Source organism: Rhodococcus sp. ARC_M12, from assembly GCF_022810385.1.
Classification (GTDB): domain Bacteria; phylum Actinomycetota; class Actinomycetes; order Mycobacteriales; family Mycobacteriaceae; genus Rhodococcoides; species Rhodococcoides navarretei.
On sequence record NZ_JALGQI010000019.1, the window covers coordinates 36,881 to 60,553 of the forward strand.

Annotated in this window: 24 protein-coding genes; 12 read left to right on the plus strand and 12 right to left on the minus strand. The window is 65.7% G+C overall.

Going from position 1 to position 23,673, the window contains the following annotated elements; genetic code table 11:
- The first annotated feature begins 69 nt into the window (after positions 1-69).
- The 4 genes from MTX35_RS21750 (at position 70) to MTX35_RS21765 (ending at position 3,169) form a co-directional block, all read left to right on the plus strand.
- Entirely contained in the window at positions 70-963 is an 894-nt protein-coding gene (locus tag MTX35_RS21750) for a PfkB family carbohydrate kinase (protein WP_243596969.1), read from the plus strand.
- The gene (surE, locus tag MTX35_RS21755) at positions 960-1,709 is read left to right on the plus strand and encodes a 5'/3'-nucleotidase SurE (RefSeq protein ID WP_243596970.1); all 750 of its coding nucleotides are present in this window, start codon (positions 960-962) and stop codon (positions 1,707-1,709) included. Before MTX35_RS21750 ends, surE begins: the two co-directional genes overlap by 4 nt.
- Before the next feature lie 94 nt (positions 1,710-1,803).
- Complete coding sequence (locus MTX35_RS21760; RefSeq protein ID WP_243596971.1) at positions 1,804-2,877, plus strand: M4 family metallopeptidase; 1,074 nt, start codon at positions 1,804-1,806, stop codon at positions 2,875-2,877.
- Between the two features lie 10 nt (positions 2,878-2,887).
- Positions 2,888-3,169, plus strand: coding sequence for a protealysin inhibitor emfourin (locus MTX35_RS21765; protein WP_243596972.1), 282 nt, complete (start codon positions 2,888-2,890; stop codon positions 3,167-3,169).
- Positions 3,170-3,200: 31 nt separating this feature from the next.
- On the opposite strand, the gene MTX35_RS21770 is transcribed toward MTX35_RS21765, so the two are convergent.
- The 3 genes from MTX35_RS21770 to MTX35_RS21780 are packed head-to-tail and all read right to left on the minus strand — an operon-like array spanning position 3,201 to position 6,282.
- Complete coding sequence (locus MTX35_RS21770; protein ID WP_243596973.1) at positions 3,201-3,860, minus strand: NADPH-dependent F420 reductase; 660 nt, start codon at positions 3,858-3,860, stop codon at positions 3,201-3,203.
- 37 nt (positions 3,861-3,897) lie between these two features.
- Positions 3,898-5,388: an NAD(P)/FAD-dependent oxidoreductase gene (locus MTX35_RS21775; RefSeq protein WP_243596974.1), complete on the minus strand. Its 1,491-nt coding sequence runs from the start codon at positions 5,386-5,388 to the stop codon at positions 3,898-3,900.
- 27 nt (positions 5,389-5,415) lie between these two features.
- Positions 5,416-6,282 (minus strand): SDR family oxidoreductase, encoded by an 867-nt coding sequence (locus tag MTX35_RS21780; RefSeq protein ID WP_243596975.1) that lies wholly within the window; start codon positions 6,280-6,282, stop codon positions 5,416-5,418.
- Between the two features lie 73 nt (positions 6,283-6,355).
- On the opposite strand from MTX35_RS21780, the gene MTX35_RS21785 reads away from it, so the two are divergent.
- Positions 6,356-7,000 (plus strand): TetR/AcrR family transcriptional regulator, encoded by a 645-nt coding sequence (locus MTX35_RS21785; protein ID WP_243596976.1) that lies wholly within the window; start codon positions 6,356-6,358, stop codon positions 6,998-7,000.
- A gap of 9 nt (positions 7,001-7,009) precedes the next feature.
- Here the strand turns inward: MTX35_RS21785 and MTX35_RS21790 are convergent, their stop codons facing one another.
- Positions 7,010-8,011, minus strand: coding sequence for a DMT family transporter (locus tag MTX35_RS21790; protein ID WP_243596977.1), 1,002 nt, complete (start codon positions 8,009-8,011; stop codon positions 7,010-7,012).
- A gap of 39 nt (positions 8,012-8,050) precedes the next feature.
- On the opposite strand from MTX35_RS21790, the gene MTX35_RS21795 reads away from it, so the two are divergent.
- Entirely contained in the window at positions 8,051-8,584 is a 534-nt protein-coding gene (locus MTX35_RS21795) for a CGNR zinc finger domain-containing protein (protein WP_243596978.1), read from the plus strand.
- A 69-nt stretch (positions 8,585-8,653) separates the two neighbouring features.
- The gene (locus MTX35_RS21800) at positions 8,654-8,965 is read left to right on the plus strand and encodes a hypothetical protein (RefSeq protein WP_243596979.1); all 312 of its coding nucleotides are present in this window, start codon (positions 8,654-8,656) and stop codon (positions 8,963-8,965) included.
- A gap of 36 nt (positions 8,966-9,001) precedes the next feature.
- Here MTX35_RS21800 and MTX35_RS21805 read toward each other — a convergent pair whose 3' ends face one another.
- From MTX35_RS21805 to MTX35_RS21825, 5 genes are all read right to left on the minus strand, one after another.
- A complete protein-coding gene (locus tag MTX35_RS21805; protein ID WP_243596980.1) occupies positions 9,002-10,099 on the minus strand; it encodes a PQQ-binding-like beta-propeller repeat protein in 1,098 nt (365 codons plus the stop codon).
- Positions 10,096-11,433 carry a hypothetical protein gene (locus MTX35_RS21810; RefSeq protein WP_243596981.1) on the minus strand — a complete coding sequence of 446 codons (1,338 nt, stop codon included), beginning with the start codon at positions 11,431-11,433 and terminating at the stop codon, positions 10,096-10,098. The genes MTX35_RS21805 and MTX35_RS21810 overlap by 4 nt, the downstream gene beginning before the upstream one ends.
- Before the next feature lie 51 nt (positions 11,434-11,484).
- Positions 11,485-12,711, minus strand: a complete 1,227-nt coding sequence (locus MTX35_RS21815; protein ID WP_243596982.1) for an AGE family epimerase/isomerase — start codon at positions 12,709-12,711, stop codon at positions 11,485-11,487.
- Positions 12,712-12,750: 39 nt separating this feature from the next.
- Complete coding sequence (locus MTX35_RS21820) at positions 12,751-13,308, minus strand: dihydrofolate reductase family protein (protein WP_243596983.1); 558 nt, start codon at positions 13,306-13,308, stop codon at positions 12,751-12,753.
- Positions 13,309-13,379: 71 nt separating this feature from the next.
- The gene (locus tag MTX35_RS21825) at positions 13,380-13,790 is read right to left on the minus strand and encodes a RidA family protein (RefSeq protein ID WP_243596984.1); all 411 of its coding nucleotides are present in this window, start codon (positions 13,788-13,790) and stop codon (positions 13,380-13,382) included.
- An 81-nt stretch (positions 13,791-13,871) separates the two neighbouring features.
- Here MTX35_RS21825 and MTX35_RS21830 point away from each other — a divergent pair, with 81 nt between their 5' ends.
- Positions 13,872-14,240 (plus strand): helix-turn-helix domain-containing protein, encoded by a 369-nt coding sequence (locus MTX35_RS21830; protein WP_243596985.1) that lies wholly within the window; start codon positions 13,872-13,874, stop codon positions 14,238-14,240.
- A gap of 97 nt (positions 14,241-14,337) precedes the next feature.
- Here MTX35_RS21830 and MTX35_RS21835 read toward each other — a convergent pair whose 3' ends face one another.
- Positions 14,338-15,429 carry a spore photoproduct lyase family protein gene (locus MTX35_RS21835; protein WP_243596986.1) on the minus strand — a complete coding sequence of 364 codons (1,092 nt, stop codon included), beginning with the start codon at positions 15,427-15,429 and terminating at the stop codon, positions 14,338-14,340.
- A 46-nt stretch (positions 15,430-15,475) separates the two neighbouring features.
- Positions 15,476-17,992, minus strand: coding sequence for an EAL domain-containing protein (locus MTX35_RS21840; RefSeq protein WP_243596987.1), 2,517 nt, complete (start codon positions 17,990-17,992; stop codon positions 15,476-15,478).
- Positions 17,993-18,862: 870 nt separating this feature from the next.
- Between MTX35_RS21840 and MTX35_RS21845 the strand changes: the two genes are divergently transcribed.
- From MTX35_RS21845 to MTX35_RS21860, 4 genes are read left to right on the plus strand one after another with little or no spacing between them, the layout of a single operon-like run.
- Entirely contained in the window at positions 18,863-19,960 is a 1,098-nt protein-coding gene (locus MTX35_RS21845) for a DNA alkylation repair protein (protein ID WP_243596988.1), read from the plus strand.
- Between the two features lie 58 nt (positions 19,961-20,018).
- On the plus strand, positions 20,019-21,110 hold the full coding sequence (locus MTX35_RS21850; RefSeq protein ID WP_243596989.1) for a hypothetical protein: 1,092 nt from the start codon (positions 20,019-20,021) through the stop codon (positions 21,108-21,110).
- Entirely contained in the window at positions 21,107-22,057 is a 951-nt protein-coding gene (locus MTX35_RS21855; protein WP_243596990.1) for an ABC transporter ATP-binding protein, read from the plus strand. The genes MTX35_RS21850 and MTX35_RS21855 overlap by 4 nt, the downstream gene beginning before the upstream one ends.
- On the plus strand, positions 22,054-22,866 hold the full coding sequence (locus tag MTX35_RS21860; RefSeq protein ID WP_243596991.1) for an ABC transporter permease: 813 nt from the start codon (positions 22,054-22,056) through the stop codon (positions 22,864-22,866). The genes MTX35_RS21855 and MTX35_RS21860 overlap by 4 nt, the downstream gene beginning before the upstream one ends.
- Here MTX35_RS21860 and MTX35_RS21865 read toward each other — a convergent pair.
- Entirely contained in the window at positions 22,856-23,665 is an 810-nt protein-coding gene (locus tag MTX35_RS21865) for a triacylglycerol lipase (protein WP_243596992.1), read from the minus strand. The genes MTX35_RS21860 and MTX35_RS21865 overlap by 11 nt on opposite strands.
- Positions 23,666-23,673 lie beyond the last annotated feature (8 nt).

Sequence of the window (23,673 nt, forward strand, 5' to 3'; positions counted from 1 at the left end):
TCGCACTCGGTGCCTCCCTCCTCTCGTACACCCAGCGCCCTCGTTTTCGCACCGTCTCCGCTTCTGACGGTGACCCTCGACGCCGCTCCGAACGGCAGTACCGAACTGCATGTGCACGCAGGCGGTCAGGGGCACTGGATCGCGCGGATGGCATCGGTGCTCGGTCTCGACGTCACGCTTGCCGGTGTGTTCGGCGGCGAGATCGGTGCCGTGTTGCGCGGCATCGTCGAGAGTGAGGGCATCTCCGTCGTCTCCGTCGATATCGGCCAGGAAAGTGGTTCCTACGTGCACGATCGCCGCAGCGGGGAGCGCGAGGTACTGGCCACGGTGGATCCGCCGCCGCTGGCCAGGCACGCGCTCGACGATCTGTTCGGCGCGGCACTCGCTACCGGTGCCCGCAGCGACGTCGCCATCCTCGGCGGTCCGCATGCCGACGACATCGTGCCCGCCGAGGTGTACGAGCGGCTGTGCGCAGACCTTCGCGCGCTGAACGTCCCGGTGGTCGCCGACCTGTCGGGCCCGACCATGCAGGCTGCTCTCGCCGGCGGCATCACCGTGCTCAAGGTCAGTCACGAGGATCTCATCGCCGACGGCGGAGCCGAGTCCGAAGATCCGAAGCACCTGATCGATTCGATGAGAAAGATGCACGACGACGGTGCCGAGGTGGTCGTGATTTCACGTGCGGGAGATCCCGCGCTGGCACTGGTGGACGGAGACGTGCTCGAAATCGTCACCCCGGCTCTGCAGATGGTCGACCACCACGGCGCAGGCGATTCGATGAGCGCCGGAATCGCCGCCGGCCTGGCCCAGGGAATGTCCATGCAGGAATCACTACGCCTGGGTGGAGGCGCGGGCACCGCCAACGTGACCCGCCGCGGCCTCGGTAGCGGCCGAAAAGACCTGGTTCTCGGACTCACCGATTCGGTCGAAGTACGTCCGTTCGAGAAGGCAGGCAAGAAATGAGGGCCCTGATCACCAATGACGACGGCGTGCACAGCGCAGGCATCGCCCTGCTGGCACGGGTGGCACTCGACGCCGGCCTCGACGTCGTGGTGGCCGCTCCCCACGAGGAACGCAGCGGTGCCAGCGCGTCGTTGACGGGGATGGGCGTCGACGACCACCTCGGGATCGAGCTGACCGAGATCGAGGGACTCCCCGACGTGACAGCTCATGCGGTGCAGGCCTCGCCCGCCCTCATCGCGTTCGTCGCCACGAGAGGGGCCTTCGGCGACGCACCGGACCTCGTGCTCTCGGGTATCAATCACGGCCCCAATGCCGGTGCCGCCGTACTGCATTCGGGAACGGTAGGAGCGGCGTTGACGGCCCTGACGCACGGAGTGCCCGCCATGGCGCTGTCGTCGATCGCCAGTCGGCCGTCGCACTGGGAGACCGCCGAACACGTCGCACACCTGGCCGTGACATGGATGATTGCCCACCTGACCGTCGATGCCGTGGTCAACGTCAACATTCCCGACGTCCCCCTCGCGGACTTCGCCGGGATCGTTCCGGCTTCGCTGGCTCGCTACGGCGCGGTGCAGGCCGAAATAGGAGATCGCGGAGAGGATTTCGTCACCGTCCGGTTCGACGAGATCCAGGCCGAGGACGACGATTCCGACGCCTCCCTGCTGGCCCGGAACTGGGCGACCGTCACCGCACTGCGTCCCCCGAGCGAGGTGGACAGCGTAGATCTGTCGACGCTGCGCGAGTGAACTCTGCGCCGCGGAACGAGAGTTGTCGGTCCCCTCGGGCACACTGGGAACCACGCACCACCGCACATGCCACGGACCTAGGGGGTCACCGCGTATGACGTCACTTGCCAATTCCGGATCATTCCGCAGGCTCCACTTCCATGGTGTCGTTCCACCGTTTCTGCTCGAGCGGCTCCAAGGAGCTGGGGCCCGAGCGACTCTGCTGGCCGACCGCGAGATGCGGGCCGGACGAGAAGTCGTCCAGGCGCGCACCGCCATCGCTCCGCGCACCGGCGGCACCCTCGAACGCACCATCTCCGACGCGAAGTCCACTCGTGATCTACCCGGCCAGCAGGTACGAGCCGAAGGCGAGGATCCCACCGGAGATGCCGCCACCGACGAGGCGTACGACGGCCTCGGTGCCACCTATGCGTTCTTCGACGACGTCTACGGCTACTCGAGTCTCGACGGCAGCGGCCTGCCCCTCGACGCGACGGTGCACTACGGGCAGGACTACGACAACGCGTTCTGGGACGGCTCGCGCATGGTGTTCGGCGACGGTGACGGCGAGGTGTTCGCTCGCTTCACCGTCTCACTCGGCGTCATCGCGCACGAACTGGCCCACGGGTTCACGCAGTACACCACTCCGCTCGAGTACAAGGATCAGGCCGGCGCACTGAACGAGTCGATCTCCGACGTCTTCGGCGCACTCGTCGAGCAGTACACCGCGAAGCAGAACGCCGAGGACGCGTCGTGGCTCATCGGCGAAGGCCTGTTCCTGCCCGCAGTGCAGGGCAAGGCGTTGCGCTCGCTCCTCGAGCCCGGCACCGCCTACGACGACGACGTACTGGGCAAGGATCCGCAGCCCGCCAGCATGGCCGATTTCGTCGTCACCACCGAGGACGACGGCGGGGTGCACATCAATTCGGGTATCCCCAACCGCGCGTTCGCCGTTGCCGCCACCACGCTCGGTGGTCCTGCCTGGGATCGCGTCGGGCAGGTCTGGTTCGACACGATGACCGTCGGCGGACTGTCGCCGACAGTCGATTTCGCCGGCTTCTCCGCCGCAACGATCGCGGCGGCGAACAAGCGATTCGGAGCCGGCTCCGACGTTTCCGAGGCCGTGGCCACGGGCTGGTCTACCGTGGGAGTGAAGACAACACGGAGACCGAGCGACGATCGGGTGTGATCGAGGGCAGATGAGCCTGCGCATCGAGGTACTGCGAACCGGCGGCGTCGCCGGGATGTCCAAGCGTGGAGTGGTCGAGACCGACGAGCCGGAATGGCAGTCGTTGGTCGAGGCCGCACAGCCGTACATCGCCGATCAGCAGGCCACCGACGCGGCCGAGTCCCACGCCCGCGACACCTTCGTCTGGAGCGTGTCGGTGGGCGGGCACTCGTGCCGAGTCGGGGATTCGAATCTGACCGGACCGCTTCGCGACCTCGCGGAGCGCACACTCCGCGAGGGTCGCGTCAGGTAGCTGCCGCGTCAGGTAGACCGAGAACCGCGGCTCAGGCCTTCCACTCCGCACTGCGTTCTTCGGTGGCCTGCCCCAGCGCCTCGACGAGGGCGTCGACTCCGAAATCTTTGCCGTACGAGGGTGTTCCCGGCTGCTGTCGCCAGGACTCTTCGAGTGTGCCGGCGTCGACCGGGTCGAAGCCCAGTTCGTCGATCACCGAGAACACGAACTTCTTCGAATCTGCGTCGTTGCCTGCGATCGGAAGCGCGATGCGACCGTCGGTCTCGGCCGGCACACCCTTCTTCAGCAGGTGCTTCCAGTAGATTCCGTTGAACGCCTTGATCACCGGCTCACCGAGTTGTTGGGCCACCCAGACGCTTTCGGGTGTTCCGCCTTCGATCTCCTCGATCAGCCCGTCGCGCTGCTGCGGGTAGTAGTTGTTCGTCTCGATGATCGGCGCTCCGGCCTTGCGAGCACTGGTGATTCCTGGAGCGAGATCCGGAACGTTCTTCTGCGGGATACTCAGAATCACGAGGTCGGCATCCTCCGCGGCATCCGCGGCCCACACCGCGGTCGCTCCAGTTTCTGCCGCCAGGTCCGCGAGAGTCTCCGGATCACGCGAGTTGGAGAACCGAACCTCGTGACCGAGCGCCGTCAAACGACGCACGAGCGTCCCGCCGATGAATCCACTTCCGATGATGCCAATTTTCATGTCCGGAACAAACGATTCCCGACTCGATCTATTCCCGTCAGGATCCGACGGAGACCTTCGACCGGGGACGGCCGAACTTCATGGCCTTGTCCACGACCTTGCCGTAGCGCAGCACCGGCAGGTCCCGGAAGTAGTTCATCCGCAGCTTCCACGGAGTTTCGCTGCCCTGCCTCGGGAAGTTGTCCACGGCCCGCAGTACGTAGCCGGCGGCGAAATCGAGGAACGGTTCCTCGTCCACGGACGGATCCCGTTCGAGCTCGACGGTGCTGTACCCGTTCTCGTCCATGTGAGCGAGAAGTCGCATGACGTAGTTCGAGACCATGTCGGCCTTGAGCGTCCACGACGCGTTGGTGTATCCGACAACGAAGGCGAAGTTGGGGATGCCGGTCAGCATCATGCCCTTGTACGCCATGGTGCTGGGCAGATCCACGTCCTTGCCGTCGACGCGGAAGGTCGCGCCGCCGAGTGCAGACAAGTTCAATCCCGTTGCGGTGACGACGATATCGGCGTCGAGGTGCTGGCCGGACTTCAACTGCAGACCGGTCTCGGTGAAGCTGTCGATGTGATCGGTGACGATCGAGACCTCGTCCTTGCGGATGGAGCGGAACAGGTCGTTGTCGGGCACCAGGCACAGGCGCTGGTCCCATGGGTTGTACGACGGGGTGAAGTGGGTGTCGAGGTCGTATCCCTTCGGCAGCCACCCCTCCTGCAGCTTCCGGATCCGCTTCTTCATGAACTCGGGGTACTTCTGGCTCAACGTGAAGATCAGCATCGCCATCGACACGTTCTTGAGCCGAGTCACGCTGTACGCCAGCTTCTTCGGCAGCCGCTTCCGTAGCGTCTGCGCGATCGGATCCTTGGACGGCAGCGACAGGATGTAGCTCGGCGAGCGCTGCAGCAGAGTCACGTGCTCGGCGTCGCGAGCCAGGTTGGGGGCCAACGTGATTGCCGTTGCGCCGCTACCGATCACGACGATCTTCTTGCCGGAGTAGTCCAGATCCTCCGGCCAGTGCTGCGGGTGGATCACCTGACCACCGAAGTTCTCCTGGCCTGCAAACTCAGGGCTGAAACCCTTGTCGTAGTTGTAGTAGCCGCTGCAGGAGAACACGAACGACGCCGTGATCGTGACGGTCTGGTTCGTGTCGCTGCGGTGCGCCGTCACCGTCCAGAACTGCTGTTCGCTGGACCATTCGAGCGCGACGACCTTGTGATGGAACCGAATATGCTTGTCGACGCCTGCTTCTCGCGCGGTCTCGACGATGTAGTTGCGAATGTCGGTGCCGTCGGCGATGGATTTCTCACCCATCCAGGGCTTGAAGCTGTAGCCGAGGGTGTACATGTCGGAATCGGAGCGAATACCGGGGTAGCGGAACAGATCCCACGTACCGCCGATTGCCCCGCGGCTCTCCAGAATGGCGTAGGTCTTACCGGGCAGGTCGTGCCCGAGGTGGCGCGCGGCCCCGATCCCGGACAGGCCGGCACCGATGATGAGGACATCGACGTCGGGGGTGGTCGATACGGCAGTCATATCAGCAACGATTCCTTCGGTGGGGGGTCAGCTGGTCTTGTTGCGTGCGCTCTCGGACCTACCGAGGCGCGCTACTTCTTCGTCCATCTTGGGCAGGATCGTCGGCACGTGCTCGAGCATGCTGCGATCACCGACCCGCGAGGTGATGACGGCCTTGAACCACGACGCTGCACCCACCCACCGCGGTACGTAGACGCGGCGCTTGCGCTTGGCCAGGCCGTCGACGAACGCGTCGACGCACTGCTCGACGGTCATCGTCTTGCCGAGCGGCCCGGGGAGCACAGCGAGCAGATCCTGGAATGCCGTGAGATCGGATTTGGCGTCCTGCACCATCGGCGTGTCGATCCACGCCATGTGGGCGGAGCCGACGTCGACGCCGCGGTAGTTGACCTCGAGGCGGAGGGCGTTCGCAAAGTGTTCTGCTGCAGCCTTACTGGCGTTGTACGCCGCCAGGCCCGGGCACGGGGTGAACGCCGCCAAGGAGGACACGACGAGGATGTAGCCGTTGCGTTCGATGAGCGACGGCAAGGCCGCGCGGACGGTGTTGAACACGCCCATCACGTTGATGTCCATGACCCGTTGGAACGTGGCGGGATCGACCTGCATGATCGATCCGTAGCTGGCGATTCCGGCATTGGCGAGCACCAGATCGATGCCGCCGAACGCCTCGATTCCGCCGTCGACGGCGCGCTGCATGTCGTCGAGATTTCGTACGTCGGCGACGAACGCCTCGGCCTTCAGCTGGGTCGCGAGCTCAACAAGTGGGGCTTCGTCGACGTCGACGAGAATCAGCTGTGCACCTTTGCCTGCCAGGTCGCGCGCCGTTGCGGCACCGATTCCACGTGCTGCTCCGGTGATCAGAACGACCTTGTTGCGTAGCGTCGACGCCGCCATGTGCTCCCCCTCGATCGGAATGCTTGTCTGCGAACACTTTGCATCTGATACCGAGCGGTGTCAAGATCTGTGTGTGACCACGCATCACAGTGAAGTCGGCCGCACCTACCGAGGTGCCGATCCGCAGCAGCGGCAGCAGGAACGTCGAATCCGCCTGCTCGACGCAGCCGTCGAGGTCTTCGGCACCACCGGCTACCGCACCGCAACGGTGGAGAAGGTGTGCAACGAGGCCGGGCTGACCAAGCGCTACTTCTACGAGTCCTTCACCAACAGCGAGGACTTGCTGATGGCCACTTATGCCCGCGCCACCGAGGCCATGCGCGAGAACATCCTGGCCGGAGCCGCCGCAGAAAAAGACTCCAGCGAACAAGTGCTCCGCGGAGCCCTCACCGGCTTCTTCACGTTCGTCGCCGAGCAGCCGAAATCGGCTCGCATTGCTTTCGTGGAAATCCTCGGCGTATCCCCTACCGTCGACGCGCTGTACCGCAAGACCACCACCTCGTTCTCCGCGACGGTGCTCCAGGTGGCCGACACCGTCGGGTCCAGCCGCGGTCTCGCCGGGCCCAACCGTCGAACATTGGCGATGGGACTGGTGGGCGCGGTCCTCACCATCGCTCAGCAGTGGCTGCTCTCCCCCGAGCCAGAGCCGCTGGAGTCGGTGATCGCCAGCGCCCACACCATCCTGGCGGCCGTGGTGTTCGGCCGCGTCGACGGCTGACCCGGCAGGTCAGGCCCTGCTCTGCAGCGGCTCCACCGGGGCGTCCGCCGTGGCCCGCTCGCCGGACTTGACGACGACCACGCCGAGCAGAACCAGTGCGCCACCGGCCAATTGGATCGGTGCCGGAGCCTGCCCGAGCAGCAACCACGCGAACACCAGTGCCGCAACAACTTCCATCAATCCCATGAAGGACGCCAACCGCGAGCCCAAGCGTCGGCCCGCGGCGATCCCGAGGACGTAGGCCAGCGCGGCCGTCACCACTCCGAGCCCGACGATCGGAACCCACCAGGGCACAACCGCATCGACGAAGGTGACGTCGGTGAGCGGGGCTGCGAACGGGACGATGCCGACGAGCCCGGCAACCAGCAGGATCAGCCCGCCCGCGAGCAACCCTCCGCCTGCGAGCACGATCGGGGGAAGTCCGTTGGTCTCGTCGGCAGAGAGCACCCAGTAGACGGCCGCACCGGCCATTGCGCCGAGTGCCCACAGCACGCCGACGGTATCGACGTCGGCACCGGAGATCAGGTCGAGCACGAGCACCAGACCCATCGCCGCCAGGAGCGCACCCACCAGGGTCAGGCGGCCCGGGCGTTGGTGATGGCGGAACCACATCCACCCGATGACGGCTACCGGCGAGGTGAATTCGATGAGCAGCGCCACCCCCACTTCCATGCGGCCGACGGCGTTGAAGAAGGCGAGCTGGCAGCCCGCAACCGCGAACGCTCCGTACGCGGCGATCAGCTTCCAGTTCTTCGCCAGCAGGCTCCACCGACCGCGCAACGCGAGGATCGACGGAATCAGCAGGACGGCCGCCGCCAGCAGGATGCGCGCGGTGACCGCGGCCCCGGCCGTCCAGCCGGCGTCGAGCAATCCCTTGGCGAGCGAGCCGGACAGCCCGAACGACGCCGCGGAGAGCAACGCGAAACCGAGTCCCGAGAGTCGACGCGACCGCGCGGCAGCATCGTGGGCAGTCGTGCGATTCACCTGCGCGTCATGAGTGTAAGCCGTCATGACACGTGACAGTAGGGAGTGACTTGGTAAGGTGTCAACATGCTTTTTGCTCATGACGCGGAATTGTCGTTGCTGTCCGCCGTGGCATTGGTCAATTCCGCCGAGGACCCGGACACGTTGACCTCACGAGAGCAGCTCGCCGAGTTCTTCACGGAGCAGGGTTACTCGGGCCGCTTCGACGGCGACGACGCCGAGCTCGAGGCGGTGCGGGCACTACGGCCGACCCTGCGCACTCTGCTCACCAGCAGCCGCGACGACGCCGTGGTCGAGGTCAACCGACTGCTGGCCGAGTCCTCGGCCCTCCCGCGACTGGTTCGTCACGGAGACCTCGACTGGCATATTCACGCTGTGGCGGACGACAGTCCGCTCGCGACCCGCATCGTCGTCGAGACCGCGATGGCGATGATCGACGTCATCCGCGCGGACGAGCTCTCGCGCTTCGACGTCTGCGCCGATCCGGACTGCAACGGGCTGGTTCTCGACCTCTCCAGAAACCGCTCTCGCCGGTTCTGCAGCACGACCTGCGGTAATCGCGCGGCCGTCGCCGCGTACCGGGCGCGCAAGGCTCAATAGCACCGCGGGGGCTTAAGCGATCGACTTTCGGGTATCCGCCGTCCGAGCTGATCGAAAGGAATTGCCCCTATGGTCGAGAAAAGGCCTACCAAGACAAGCTGGGCCAGAGCAGTCGAGAACATGCTGGCCGTTCTACTGATCTTTGCCGGTATCGCCGCCGCGGGTGGTCTGATCGCCGCACTGGCAGGCGGTTTCGAGGGCTGGGCGATCGTCGCCGGCATCGCCGTCATCGTGCTGTTCGCAGGCGGATTTTTTGCCGTTCGAGACGGCGCTCGACGACGCGCCCTCGAAACGAACACCGTCGTCTACGCCCCCGACAACACCGACCAGCTGTTCGACGTCGATCCGAACACGGGTGAGCGAACCCCCCACCGGGAGTAGCCGTTCGGTGCCACGCCGTCTCGGCGTTTCACGGAGTCAGGTGGGTACCGATTCGAGCCGCACCATCGATTCGGCACCCAGGAAGAACACACCCGACTGGGCTTCGACGATCGAACCCGACTCCGTGAAGCCGTCGACCCCTTCAGGAAGTGGCCAGCGCCATCGCACGTCGTTCGAGTCCGTGGTGGCCACGAGCGCATTCTCCTCGAACGAATAGACGGTATTGCCGACGAACGTCTCGGACGAGTACGGATCCTGCAGCGCCCACACTTCGGTGCCGCTCCGGTCGACCACCGTTGCGTCGGCGGTCAATTCGAGTCCATCGACGGGCGTGCCGGTGCGCGGGTCGAAGAACGTCGCCTCACCGCCGAGGGTCACCACTCCGCGTCCGTCGTCGACGTGGATCAGCGGACCCGCGACGTCTTCCCATCCCGCGGAGGAGGTGATCGGACGCGACCACATCTGATCGAGAGCATCCACAGAACCGCCGTACAGTACCGATTCGCCGTCCTCCGGGTTGCCTTCGAGCAGGAAGACGGACTCTCCGTCGCTCTCGATTGCGTACGGAAACCAGGCTTCGGGGATCGACGTTCTCCGTGCCTCCCCGTCGTCCACACCGATCCTCACGATCGACGGGATGTCGGAATAGGAGTCGAGACAGACGATCTCGTCACCGACGGCCTCGCTCGCACACTGATCGACACTGCCGGGTGATTTCTTCCAGCGGACATCGCCGTCCTCGGCGTCGATGGCCACGAACTCGATCGCGTCCACCGAGTACGAACGCGGATTCGGCAAGCCGGCTGCAGTGACCAGAACATCACCGGCTTCTATCACGCCGGTGGCACCCGAGTCGAACATGAGATCTGCTGCAGGAGAGCGGAATGCGGCGAACTCGCGTCCGTAGACGGATTCGGCGTCGATCTCCCACGTCGGGTCGAGGACGGGCCCGGACGGCACCTGCGTGGTGATCGTCTCCGGCGAGAACGTCGGTGTCATCGCCTGGCTGTCGGCCGGTAGCTCGACGGGAACGTCGTGCATCGATACCACGACGACTGCAGCGATGACGGACACGACGGCGACTGCCACCGCGACTCCGGCGCGAATGGTGGACCTTCTCTGCGGATCCGTCATGGCCACTGCGCAATCGGGGCCTGTGCCACAGCGTCGAGAACCTCGAAGGGCAACGGTTCCGGCAACACCAGCGGCGCGTACTGGGTGGGGTCGAGGTCGACCGTCGATCGCACCGACACGCGAACTCCGGTCGGTCGTGTCACGGTCACCGAGCGCGTGAGCTGCGTGGTGCCGTCCTCGGAAGTCATGCTGTTCACGATGTCCACATCGGAGCTTTCGACCACCGAACCGTCGGGCAGCGTTCGGAACTCGACGACGGGGCCGTACGCGGACTCGGGATCGTACGGGTCCAACGCCATCGGAAGTGCCGCTCCTCCGGACACGGAGATCGACAGTGCAATATCGGTTCCGACGACCTCGAGATCGGTGCACACCCCGGAACCGTACGAACCGGGGACGAGGGACCCGATCGGTCGGCTCAGCGGCGGCGCACCCGGCAGCGACTCCCACGTGTTCGTCAACGCTGCGTTCGCCGCCTCGACGGACTCGGCCCGAATGTCGGCGACGGTGCCGCTCTCACCCGACATGACCTCGCCCGAAGAGACGTAGCAATCCTGTCGTGGAGCAGAGGCTCCGGCCGGAGCAGGAACCGTCAGTCGCAGATCCGGTAGCGCCGCGACGGTGGCCAATTCGGCTGACTGCAGCGGGAATTCGGCCGACGTGCCGGTGAGATTGGCGGTCACCTGTGTCCCGTCCGGGTGATAGGCGGTGGCAATGCGGAAGTATGTTCGCTTGCCACCCCACTCGTACCAGCTGTCGTTGGTGTCGACAACGGTGCCGTCGGGCTCGGTGGCCCGAGCGTCGAGAGCGCCCGCGACACAGGGCGGCACGCCGGTCTCGGAGGGTCGGACGTCGATACTCGCGGAGGCGGACGAGTCGGCCCGAGCCAGCTCTCCCCGTGCGCTGGTGCTGGGCTCGAAGCCGTCCGGTGCTGCACCGCCGAGGTCGTCGACCGGCTGGAAGGTCACGGATTGGGATGGCGCGGCCAACACGACGGCGACATCGGTCGGCAGCGCGGTCAGAACGGCGTCGGACATGGCACCCGCTTTGCCCGACGTGAGCCATGGATAAGCGGGATCGTCGTACGACGGGGTGCTTTCCACGATCGACGACGACATGACCAGCTCCCCCTTGTCGGACGGAGGCGGCTCGACCTCCGGACAGCCCTGGATGTTCACCGGGTACTCGACCGGCTCGGACACGAGAGCCGCATCGCTCTCGGCAACGGCGGACTCCGGAGATCGAAGCAGGCCGGCCGCAACGACTCCGAGAGCTACGACCGTGACGATGACGGAGGTGTCGATGATCAGGTCGTGTCTTCTACCTTCGGGCACGAGGAAACAATACAGACCCATCGGAAGGTTTTGGTGCTGTCCGGCACACCGCTAACGCGGGGCGTCCCGCAGCACCGCCACGATGCTCGAGCCCGACGCATATCGACTGATCCACGTCGCTTGAACGGCGTGGTAGAGATCGGGCTTGCCGCTCCACACCGTGGCCGCTGGGACGTTGCCGGTATCGAGTTCGTGGTGCCAGGAGCCGTCGACGCGATCGATGTAGTACTCGGCTGCGGTGTCCCACCACTGTCGATAATCGTTCTCGTACCGGTCTTTTCCGGTGTGCCGTGCCAGTGTCGCGGCAGCGGCGATCGCCTCGCACAGTACCCAGTGCAGACGGCCGGTGACGACCGGCTTCCCCGTCCAGTCGGTGGTGTAGACGAAGCCGGGGGTCGGCCCGGGTTGCCAGCCGTCGGTCGCAGCGCGGTGATAGAGGGATTCGGCCGCGTCGACGTAGTCCCGTCCGCCCGCACAGAGGCCGGCCTGCACCAGAAGTCGTGCCCACTCGAATCCGTGACCCACCGTCGCCCCGTACGGCTTGAACTGGTTGGCGACATCGTCACGGTTGTACTCGAGTTGCGGGATCCACTCCGCGGTGAAGTGCTCCGGGATGCGCCACTCGTTGGCCGCTGCCCACCGACAAACGTTGTCGCAGATACGAAGCGCTCGTTCACGCCAGATGACGGGTGCGCCGGCATCGGCGGCAGCCAACAGCGCTTCGACCATGTGCATGTTGGCATTGATCCCACGATAGTCGTCGAGTACCGACCAGTCCACCGTCCTTGTGTCCGAACACATTCCGTGGTGATCGTCCCAGAACCGATGCTCGACGGTATCGAGTGCCTCCCCCAGAAGATCCGCACCGCGCGGGTGTCCCGCGGCCGTGGCTGCAGCTCCCGCCAGCACCACGAACGCATGCGTGTACGCGTTCTTGACAGCATCGGGCGAGGTCGCGTCGGCGCTGGACTCGAACCAACCGCCGTTCGCGCTGTCCCGCAACGTCGTCAGAAGCCCGTCGAACACCCGATCGGCCTTTCTGCGGGACCCCGGCCGACCCAGCATCGATGCAACAAAGTGCACATGCGCCATCCGAGCGGTGATGTACGTGTGGGCCGGATGATCGAGGTCGGGGTGCCCGCGGTCGTCCAACCACACAGCGCCACCGGCCGGGTGATCGAGTGAGGTTCCGAAGTCGAGAAGCCTCGATGATTCGGCGTCGAGCCACAGCTGATGCGAGGGAAGGGTCCACCAATGGAGACGACGTCCGGAGCTCATGTGTTCATTGTGCGCTGCACTCGATGCACCGGGCCGAAGTCAGCGAGAGACGCTGTAGCGCAGATAGACCCACCCGGAGGCCGCGAACACTCGGTGCTCATCCAGAACCAGGTCGAGGTGCTGCCCGACAGGAAAGTAGGGCTTGCCGCCACCCAGAATCGTCGGCAGGAGGATGACCTCGTACTGATCGATCTCGTCGACGAGCGACTCGGCCAGGGCGGCCCCTCCGACGGCCAACGTGCCCGCGGTTTCCCGCTTGAGACGCTGCACCTCCGCGACGGCATCGACACTGCGCACCAACCGGCAGCCGTCGGCCACCGAGTCGAGAGTGTCGGAGAAAATGATCCGCGGAGTGTCCACGTACAGCCGGGCGAACTCCGCCTCGATGTCCTCGCCGTCGGCGCGTGCCGCATCTGTCCAGAAGTCCTCCATCGCCTCGTACATTCGACGCCCGAATAGGAAGGCCGCAGTCTCCTCCGTCTGACGATTGAAGAATCGATGCGTCTCCGCGTCCGGCATGGCGTGATCGAGACTGCCCGCAGAGTCCTCGATGAAGCCGTCGAGAGAAACGATCATGTTGTAGGTCAGAATGGCCATGTCACTCCTGGGGTCGGGTGGGTTCGACAGTATGGACTTCGACGCCCTCCGCAATTCACCGGCCCGGCGGGTCAGTCCAGAATGGCCGTCGCCTCGACCTCGACAAGGACGTCGGGCTCGAAGAGATAGTCCACGCCGATCAGCGATGCCGGTGGCATCGGTGTCGGCAGCCCGATCTCGCCGGCGACGCGGGTCACGCCGTCCATGAACTCACCGATGCGCTCCGGAGCCCAGTGCGTGACGTAGAACGTCAACCGCAGGACGTCCTCGAATGTCGCTCCGGCACCGGTCAATCCGACAGCGGTATTACGGAGCGCCTGGGCAACCTGCCCGGCGAGGTCGTTCACAGCGATCGCAGACCCGTCCTCGTGGCGCGCAATCTGACCGCTGACGTGGATATGCCTGGAGCCCTGCCCCACCGCTACGTGGTGATACGGGGTGGGTTGCATCATGCCGGCCGGGGTGAATCGAGTGACGCTCATGAAGTTCCCTTCGTCGTGATCAATGGCATGTATAACCTTGATACTTGGTACACAGAGGACACTTCAAGGGAACCTGGTTTCATGACCGATACCGCCGCCGTCAACGCAGAGCTGACAGTCGATGCCCCACACCGCGAGCTGCTGGACCAAGTGCTGGACAAGTGGTCGCTGCAGGTTCTCAACGAATTGTGTGAGCGACCCTGCCGATTCAACGACCTCCGCCGTGCAATTCCGGCGGTGACGCAGAAGTCCCTCACTGCAACGTTGAGGAAGCTCGAACGCAACGGCATCATCGAACGCATCGTTCTGAGCACTCGCCCAGTGGCGGTGGAGTATCGAATCACACAGCTGGGCAAAACCCTTCGGGGTCCCGTCGACGTGCTCCTGGCCTGGGCAGCCGCTCACATGCTCGAAATCGACAGCGCTCGAGATCGATTCGACGCTCTCTGATCCACTCGCCGCGAACTGTGCAGGTTCTTCGACGACGACTACGCGACAGTGCGACGTAGAACGACCTTCACCCCACGGCGGGGGAGATCGGCCTTCGTCAGGTCCAGTACAGAAGTTGCGCTTCGGGTAGAACGGAGTCGAGTTCTTTCACAAACCACGTCCGCATTTCCGACATGGTCACCTTGGGGTAGACGTACTTCACGCCGCCGAACTTGTTTCTCTTTGCTGCGCGGGCACTTTCGTCCATCTCGAGCTTCGTGCCCGGGTACCAGCTCAACAGCACGTCCTTGCTCGACGGCGTGAACCGATGAGTGATGATCTCGGCGGTCAGGTCCAGATCGGGAACGCCGCGTAGCGCGTCGGCGACGTTCGAGAGCAGTCGCCCGTACTGTTCGCGCCACTCCGGAATGGGCATGATCGGAGCGATGGTCAGCCCGATTCGATATCCGGCGAGCGCCAACTGCCGTAGCGCCTCGATCCGAGCAGGCATCCTCGCGGTTCCACCCTCGAATCGATGGGCGATGTCATCGGCGTTGACCGACAGTCGAACTCGGGTGCGTCGTCCGTGATCCAACGTCGCCAACTCCGTGACGTCGTCGAACTTGGTCGTGAAGCGTAACGAGACGCCATCGCCGTACTCGCCCGCCCCAACTCTGCGCACGGCCTCGGCGAGGGATCCGGTCACGTGTTCGATACCCAATGGATCTGTGTAGCAAGACAACTCGAACGTGGTTCCCTCGTGGCCCCGCTCTTCGGTGCCGGAGGTAATGGTGCCACGGCCTGCATGGGTACCGATTCCGGCCAGGACGTCGTCGAGGTTGGCGAACACCCTGGTGATGGGCGGCCCGGACAACGACCCCGCCAGATAGCAGTACTGGCAGTGCGCAGGGCATCCTTTCGCCAGGTCGATACGCCAGTCAGCGCTCGGCGGAATCGGTTGCGGTTTCAGCACACTCGGTGGTGCGACCACCACAGCCAGTGTCGTCTTGGCTCGCGCGTAGGTCTCTCGCTCGGTCTCGCCGCGTAACCCGGTCAGACGGTCGCCCGGCAGCACGTCGATGTCGGTCACACCCGCCGCTTCGCACCGGCGAACGATCTCCGCGGTGTGGGGAAGCTCGGACGCGGATCGCGTGATCAGGACGCGCGACGGCGTCCACAATCGAGTGGGGGCAGAGAGAGCATCGTCCATTACCCATGCTCAACGCCCTTCCGTCGTGAATCCTTCCCGTCCGATGCTATGAGACCCAGCTGTTCGACGGAATCTCGTCCGGTCTACCCAACAGATAACCCTGCCCTTGAACAGAACTCGGCAGGGCGTCGAGTTGGGCGAGGGTCTCGATCCCTTCGACCACGCATCCCAGATGCAGGTCTCGGGAGAGATTGATGATCGCCCGGACGATGCTGCTGCTCGTCTCGTCGCTGGTCATCGTGGCGGTGAACGATCGATCGATCTTCACTGCGCTCACCGGCAGCGTGGCCAGGTACCGCAAGCTCGCGAATCCGGTACCGAAGTCGTCGATGGCGATGCCGACACCCAGGGCACGCAGTTCGCCGAGCTGACGCAGCATCGAGGACCCGGACTCGAGCAGCACCGACTCGGTGAGCTCGAGAACGAGGTCCGCCGGAGCCATTCGGTGCCGCCCCAGAGCCGCGCCCACCACCGCGGCCATATCCATGTGTTGAGCCTGCCGGGCACTGAGGTTGACGGCCATCGTGACGGGGATGTCCGATTCCGAATCGGGCGGGTTCGCCGCACGCCACCGCACCAGAGTGCCCAGCGCGTCGTCCAGCACCCGCTCCCCGAGGTCGGAGATGAGTCCGGTGTCCTCGGCCACGGGAATGAATCGGTCCGGTGTGATTCCAGCGCCGTCGTCGTCGCGTAGTCGCGCGAGTGCCTCGAAGCTCGTGAGCGCTCTGCTGCCGAGGTCGTAGACCGGCTGATAGGCAACGGTCAGTGTCGTACCACCGCGGTGTTCGAGATCGAGGGCACCCCGCAAGGTCTGTTCGATGTAGGCACGCTCGAGGGCGTTCGCGCGCAGCGCGTCGTCGAACAATTCGATCCGGTCCTTACCGAGCTGCTTGGCTCGGTACATGGCGGAGTCCGCGTCCAGCAGCACTTCCTGCGCGCTGGCACCCTTGCGAACCAGCACCATGCCCACGCTGACCGACACCACATACTGGCTGCCCTGGTACACGATCGGAGCTGCGAGAACCGTTCGGATGCGCTCGGCTACGCGCTCTGCCAAGCCGGCACCCGCAAGCCTGTCGGAACCACGTTCGGCGGGCAGCGCATCGACGACGAGAACGAACTCGTCGCCGCCGACCCGGGCGATCGAGTCGTTGGCTCGCAGCACCGACCGCAGACGTCGAGCGACCTCGACGAGAACTGCGTCACCGGCAGCATGACCTCCGGTGTCGTTGACGCGTTTGAACCCGTCCAGATCGCAGAACAGCACGGCTGCAGCAGCGCCGGTGGTCTCACCGCGCTCGATCGCCGAGCCGATCCGGTCCAGCAGCAGCATCCGATTGGGCAGCCCGGTCAACGGATCCTGCAGAGCTGCGCGCTCGAGCGCCAGCTCTGCCTCGACGACGTCGGTCACCTCTCGCACCACCGAGAGCACCTCCGCAACCTCCCCAGACGGTTCCCGTCGAAACGGAGTTGTGCGTCGCGACAGCCACCGCAACGAACCGTCGGCAGCTCGCGCCCGATAGCGGATCGTGATGCTTTCCCCCTCGGGCAGCGACGCCGCCTGCCGGTCCGCGGCTCGGACGACGCCGATGTCCTCCGCCACCGCACCGTCCAGATGATCCTCGGGGTCGTCGAGGTCGTCGGAGCGACCGAGCCGGTGCCTCGGTGAAAGTCCGTCGACTTCCCCCTCCCCGAGCTGCCCGTCCAACAGCGACCGCAGGCTTCGAGAAGCCCACGTCACCTGGCCGGTGTCCACATCGGTGATGGTCGTGATGTCCGGCGACGCGGTCAACACCGCGTCGCGAAACGCGCGCGCCTGCTCCAATGCGGCGGTGGACTCGCGCTCGGCAGTGACGTCCTCGGAGAGCACCATCGCACCGATGATCTGACCCGAGGCATCGCGCAGCGGCCTTGCTTCGACCTGAAAGATTGCGCCCGTTTGGGGGCTGACGGTATCGAAAGAAGACTCTTCACCCGCGAGGGCCGACCGATAATGAGGCTCGAGGCGGGCGTACGCCTCCGGCGAGACGGTGTCACGCAGCAGTTGGCCCTCCATCCGATGTGGGTCGTAGCCCTCCGCCACCAGGTCAGCCCCCTCGACGAGCACAAATCGCAAGTCGGGATCCACGACGAAGACCGTGGTGTGCGGCAGGTTCGCCGCCAATTGTCGGTACCGTGCCTCGCTGGCATCGTCGAACATGGAGGGCGAGCCGATCAACGGGCCGTAGAAGCGGCGCATCCCCAGGTAGATCACGCCGGCGAGAGCCGTCGACGCCGTCACCGCGACGTCGAGGCCGTCGCCCATCGTCTCCCGCATCGCGTCGAGCATCCCCACGCCGGAGTCGAGATGCGATGCATGGCTGTCGAACCCCGACAGCAGATGCACTGCATGGATGAGGTGGTGCGCAGAGCAGGTCAGAAAGATCGCCGCTGTTGCCACCGCCAGGCGGTTGTTCCGCAACTGCCCGGTCCGCAGCAGTCCGCGGACGATGAACAGCACTATCCCCAGGTACGCCGTAGCGGTGATCCCGTTGAGGATCACCACCCACACCCAGCCACTCACAGCGCGTCCTCACCGAATCGACATCGTAGACACGCACTGCGGTTCCACTCGGTACACGAGACGGGCATGACGCGACCCCCCAGGGTTGTAGCCCAGTGCGTCGCGGGGCCGACCGGGATCGGAGTAGATACTCGCCCCACCGAAAACCGGAGTCGACCAGCGTGTCCGCGCACTGATGATCTGCGAAGATTATCCCAATTCGAATCCTTCCGTCGCCATTGGAACAGTGGGACAGCAGGGTGTCGGCCTGGTGATCTCACCGTCCTGCGCAACCTGCTGTCGAGCGGCGGGCCAAGTCCGCGCTCGGCGGAATCGGTTGAGGTTCGAGCACACTCGGCGGCGCACCCACGGCCATCGTCGTCTTGGCGCGGGCGTAGGTCTCGCCTCGTAACCCGGTCAGACGGTCGCAAGCACGTCGATGTCGGTCACACCGGCCTTCTCGCACCGACGAAACGTTCGAGAACTAAGCACAAGCAAGAAATCACCGAGCTGATCCACGAAAGCAGGCCTCGTCGACGCGTCGACGAGGCCTGCTATACGGGGTTCGCTCAGGAAGCGGAACCGGACGAGAGAAGCTGCAGGATCGGGATATCGGAGATCGTGCTGCCAGTGCTGCTGCCGGTCGAGAGCAGGCTGGAAATGAAGGAAGAGATGTCCATGAAATTTCTCCGTACGCCGAGGGGGATACCACGACGCGGGGATTGAGCCCCGCGACCGAGAGTATGTATATCGGATACAAACGACCCATGTGACGGTTTTTGCCGAACCGAACCTTTCGCGACCCCGCTGCGGGCATCTGCCGAGGGTCGACGCGCCGCTATTCGGGCAATCGACCTACTCGGCGCGCAGCGCGTCGGGTAAGAAGCACTCATGCCTTTCGCCGACGAACTCATCGGCCCGGATGCAGCCCGCACGCTGTTGCGAACCATCCGGACCGCAGCACCGAAAGCAGATCTGTCCGTACTCGAAGAAGCGGTCGATCAGTTGGGACCGCTCGCGCTGCGAGCCCGCGCCGATCTACTGCGCGATGCCCTTCTCACGGGATTACCCGGCGACTACGCGGAGTTCGCTCGCACCATCCGACGGGCCGCCGAGGATCCGGACGTGCAGGGCTGGTCGATCTGGCCGGTCACGAGCGCCGTGGCATCGAAGGCCGTGGACGAGCAGACATCCGCCGCGTTCGACGACGGAATGTCGCTGCTGGCCGAACTCACCGGTCGACTCACCTCCGAGTTCGCCATCCGCACTTTTCTGCGAGCCGATGCGGATCGGGCGCTCGAGATCGCGCTCGAATGGACGCAGTCATCGGACGAGCACGTGCGCCGTCTGGCGTCGGAAGGTACCCGCCCGTACCTGCCGTGGTCGGTGCGCGTCCCTGCGATTCTTGCGCGGCCGGGCGTCACGGTGCCGATCCTGGATGAGCTCTACCGGGACGACAGTGACTACGTTCGGCGTTCTGTCGCCAACCACCTCAACGACTTCAGCCGAGACGTTCCGGATCTGGTCGTCCGATCCGCTGAGCGGTGGCTCGACGCGCCGGACGCGAACACCGACCGGCTTGTGCGACATGCGCTTCGGACGGTGATCAAGAACGGACACCGTGACGCACTTGCGCTACTCGGGTTCTATCCGGCCGACTTGGACGTGGACGGCCCCAACCTCGACGTTGCGGAGCTACGGATCGGCGACAGCGTGCACTTCGAAGCCTCGATCCGCAACGTCGGCACCGAGCCGGCCAAGGTCGCGATCGACTACATCGTTCACCACACCAAAGCCAACGGCGGGATGACAGGCAAAACGTTCAAGCTGACGACGAGAACGATCGCGCCCGGTGAGACCATCGACGTTGCGCGGCAACACTCGTTTCGGACGTTGACCACGCGGAAGTACTACCCCGGCCCGCACTCGATCGAACTCCAGATCAACGGTGTGAGTTACGGTTTCGTGGAGTTCGTGCTCGTCGGCTAGCCGCGGGCTTTGTACCGCCCACATGCAGCACAACGGGTACGTCCGTACGGTCGAAGAGGTGCACAAGAAGTGGCGGTGGCTGGCGGTGATGCTCGGCGTCGCCGTGCTCGTCGCCACGCCCTCGGTGATCGAGCGCCTGCCCGTCGGCGCGTCGGACATCGGTGCGGCCGAACTGCTCTCTCGCGTCCAGTCCTCCACCGCGACCCCGTATTCGGGTTACGCCCAAGCGGTCGGTGGCGTCACACTGCCGGTCACCGACGGACTCGGCGGCCTACCGGATCTGCTGGGCGACACCACGACCCTGCGCGCCTGGTATCGAAGCCCGGACAGCTGGCGCATCGACACCGTGCGCCTCGCCGGAGAGCGCGGTCTGTACCGGAGCCCGGCGCGACTGTGGAGTTGGGACTACGAACAGAACACGGCCGTGGTGACCCCGGTCCCCGAGCCGAGTCTGCGCCTGCCTCGCCAAGCCGACCTGCTGCCCCCGGAGCTCGGGCAGCGGTTGCTCAGCGAGGCGACCGCCGATGAGGTCACCCGGCTGCCGACTCGTCGGATTGCCGGCCTGGACGCCCCCGGTCTCCGGCTGATCCCCGGCGAGCCGCAGAGCACCATCACCGAGGTCGACGTGTGGGCCGACCCGGAGACTGGGCTGCCGCTGCAGGTCGACGTGCTGGGCGACGGGGCCGCTCGCCCAATCGTCAGCACCGCGTTCCTCGACTTCTCCTCCGCCACCCCCGACGCCGCTACCGTCCGTTTCGTCCCGCCGCCGGGTACCGATGTGCAGCAGCAGGACGGTCTCGACGTCGCCTCGTTCGCCGACCGGATCGACTCCGCCCGTCTTCCGTCGACTCTGTCCGGACTCGGTCTGAGGGATCGCGGCGGCCAGGCTGCGGTGGGAATATACGGCCGCGGTGTGACGGAGTTGATCGCCGCTCCGCTGCCGCGCCGCGCCGCGCGCGGGCTCGTCGAGCAATTGCGGGCTGCCCCGGGCGCAGTCGTCGACGGCGGCAGCGTCGCACTGTCGATCGGCCCGCTCAACGTCCTGATCACCGAGCCCACCGGCGACCGGCGACGCTACCTGCTCTCCGGCACCGTCACCGCGGAAACCCTGGCCACCGCCGCCCAGCAGCTCGAAGGAGCAGCCACATGATCCGCACGACCGGTCTGACCAAGAGCTACGGATCGGTGCGCGCCGTCGACGGCGTCGACCTGGACGTGCGCGCCGGCGACATCTACGGCTTCGTCGGTGCCAACGGCTCCGGCAAGACGACGACCGTGCGCATGCTGCTCGGGCTGGTCCTGGCCACCTCCGGGCAGATGCAGGTACTCGACGAGGAGATGCCGCGGCGACGCAGGAGCGTGCTGCCGCGGGTCGGCGCGCTGATCGAGAACCCCGCCGCCTACCCCAACCTCTCGGGACGCCGGAACCTCACCCTGCTCGACGCGGCCGGGCCGGGTGGTTCCCGTCGCAGCCGGACCGCCCGCGTCGGCGAGGCCCTCGAACAGGTGGGGCTCGGCGGGGTGGGACGCAGACCGGTCAAGCAGTACTCGCTCGGCATGCGACAGCGCCTCGGCTTGGCGGCGGCACTGATGCGCACGCCCGAGCTACTGATCCTCGACGAGCCGACCAACGGTCTCGATCCACAGGGAATTCTGGAGATTCGAGAGTTGCTCCTGGGCCTGCATGCAAAGGGCACCACGGTGTTCCTCTCCAGCCACCTGCTGGCCGAGGTGGAGCAACTGTGCGACCGAGTGGGAGTGCTCGATCGGGGTCGCCTCGTTCTGCAGGATCAGCTCTCCGCGTTCCAGCAGCCCACCGGGCGGGTGCTCGTGCGCACCCCCGACCCGGCCGACGCGGTGACGGTGCTCTCCGGAGTCCAGAACGCCACCGTGATGCAGCGTGACGGGCAGCAGCTCGTGATCGAACACCCGGATGCTGCCGTGCTCAATCGATTGCTCGTCGAAGGCGGGGTGCGGGTGAGTGAGCTGATGACGCAGCAGATGAGTCTGGAGCAGTCCGTGCTGGCCGCCACCGGCACCAGCGCCGACCGAGTCGACGGTCCCGTCCGCTCCACCCGGACGGAGGTGACCGCATGATCGGCGTCGAGCTGCGCGCGATGCTGAGCCGTCCCCGCACGTGGGTCGTCATCCTCCTGCTCAATCTGCTGCCCACCATCGTCGCGGGCCTGCTGGCCCTCACCGATGTCGGCCCGCGGCCCGGCGAAGGCCCAGCCTTCCTCTCTGCGGTACTCACCAACGGCCAGCTCTTCCCGCTCGCCGCGCTCGCGATCGTGCTGCCACTGTTTCTGCCCGTAGCGGTGTCGGTCATCGCCGGCGACGCCGTCGCCGGGGAGGCCCAGGCCGGCACCCTGCGCTACCTGCTCGCCCGCCCGGTGGGACGGACGAAGCTTCTTGTGGCGAAGCTGATCTCGGTGGCCGCCTTCGTGCTTCTGGCCGTGGTCATCGTTGCCGCTGTCGCATACTTCGTCGGCACGACGCTGTTCGATACGACGACGTTGGCAGGCGTCTCCAGCGTGTCCGGCACGGTGCTGACCGATCAGCAGGTCGCCGCGCGCACCGTCATCGCCGTGCTCTACGTGACGCTGTCCATGCTCGGAGTCGCCGCCATGGGCCTGTTTCTGTCGACCTTGACCGACTCTCCGCTCGCCGCGACGCTGGGCGCATTGGCGTTCCTCATCGCCAGCTCGCTGCTGCTGACGCTGGACGCCGCCGACGCCATCGCGCCGTATCTGCCGACGCGGTACTGGCTGGCCTTCGTCGATCTCTTCCGCGACCCGGTGCCGACGCGGGACCTGATGCGCGGCGTGGGTCTACAGGGCGTCTACGTCGTGGTCCTCCTGGGAGCGGCGTGGGCGAACTTCACGACCAAGGACATCACGAGCTGAGACGGCTGCAGTCAGCTGCGCCGAGTTCGACGGTGGAATCGCCGTCCAACTGGGCCGAGACCATCGCGCCGACGAGAGGATCGCGGGGCAGATTTCCGTGGTCGACGGTGGAATCCGCACATACGCTCTGAACGGGGATGTCGATCGCGCCGTCGAGGCTGGCCGAGGTCGGCGGGGTCACCACCTGATCCAGTTCGGTCCAGATCGACACCCACTGTGGGCCCTCGGGCGTCTCGTCGCCGGAGTTCAGGGCGGTGAGTACGGAGCTGTCCGGGGCGAGCTGTTGGCAAGCGGCCGCGCACTGGTCGGGCACGAACTGGGCCGCCAGAGCCGCCACCTGGGTGCCGTGGTGCGGGGAGCCGAGGGTCACGATGCGTCGGGCCTGCTCGGCACCGCCCAGATCGGCAGCCCAGATCCGGGCGACGACCCCGCCTGCGGAATACCCGACGACGTCGACCGAGGTCGCTCCCGTCCGAGTCAGAGCCGCGTCGACGGCGTCACGCAGGGTGCCCGCCTGCACGGTCAGGTCGCCGACGCCGCCGTCGGGCAGGGCTACGACGGTCGCGTCGCGGCCATCCTCCCGCAGTTCGGCCGCGAGCACGTCCAACGACTCGGTGGAACCGCCGAACCCGGGGATCAGCAGCACCGGGCCGGGAACGGACTGGTCGACGCTCGCGACGGGGTCGCTCGTGGGGCGCGTGACGACGAAAGCAGCCACGGCCGCGACGATTCCGACCAGGAGGAGAGCGAGTACAGCGAACACGAGACGACGGCGAGCCGGGGCGAGGGAGGCGAACACTCCATCCA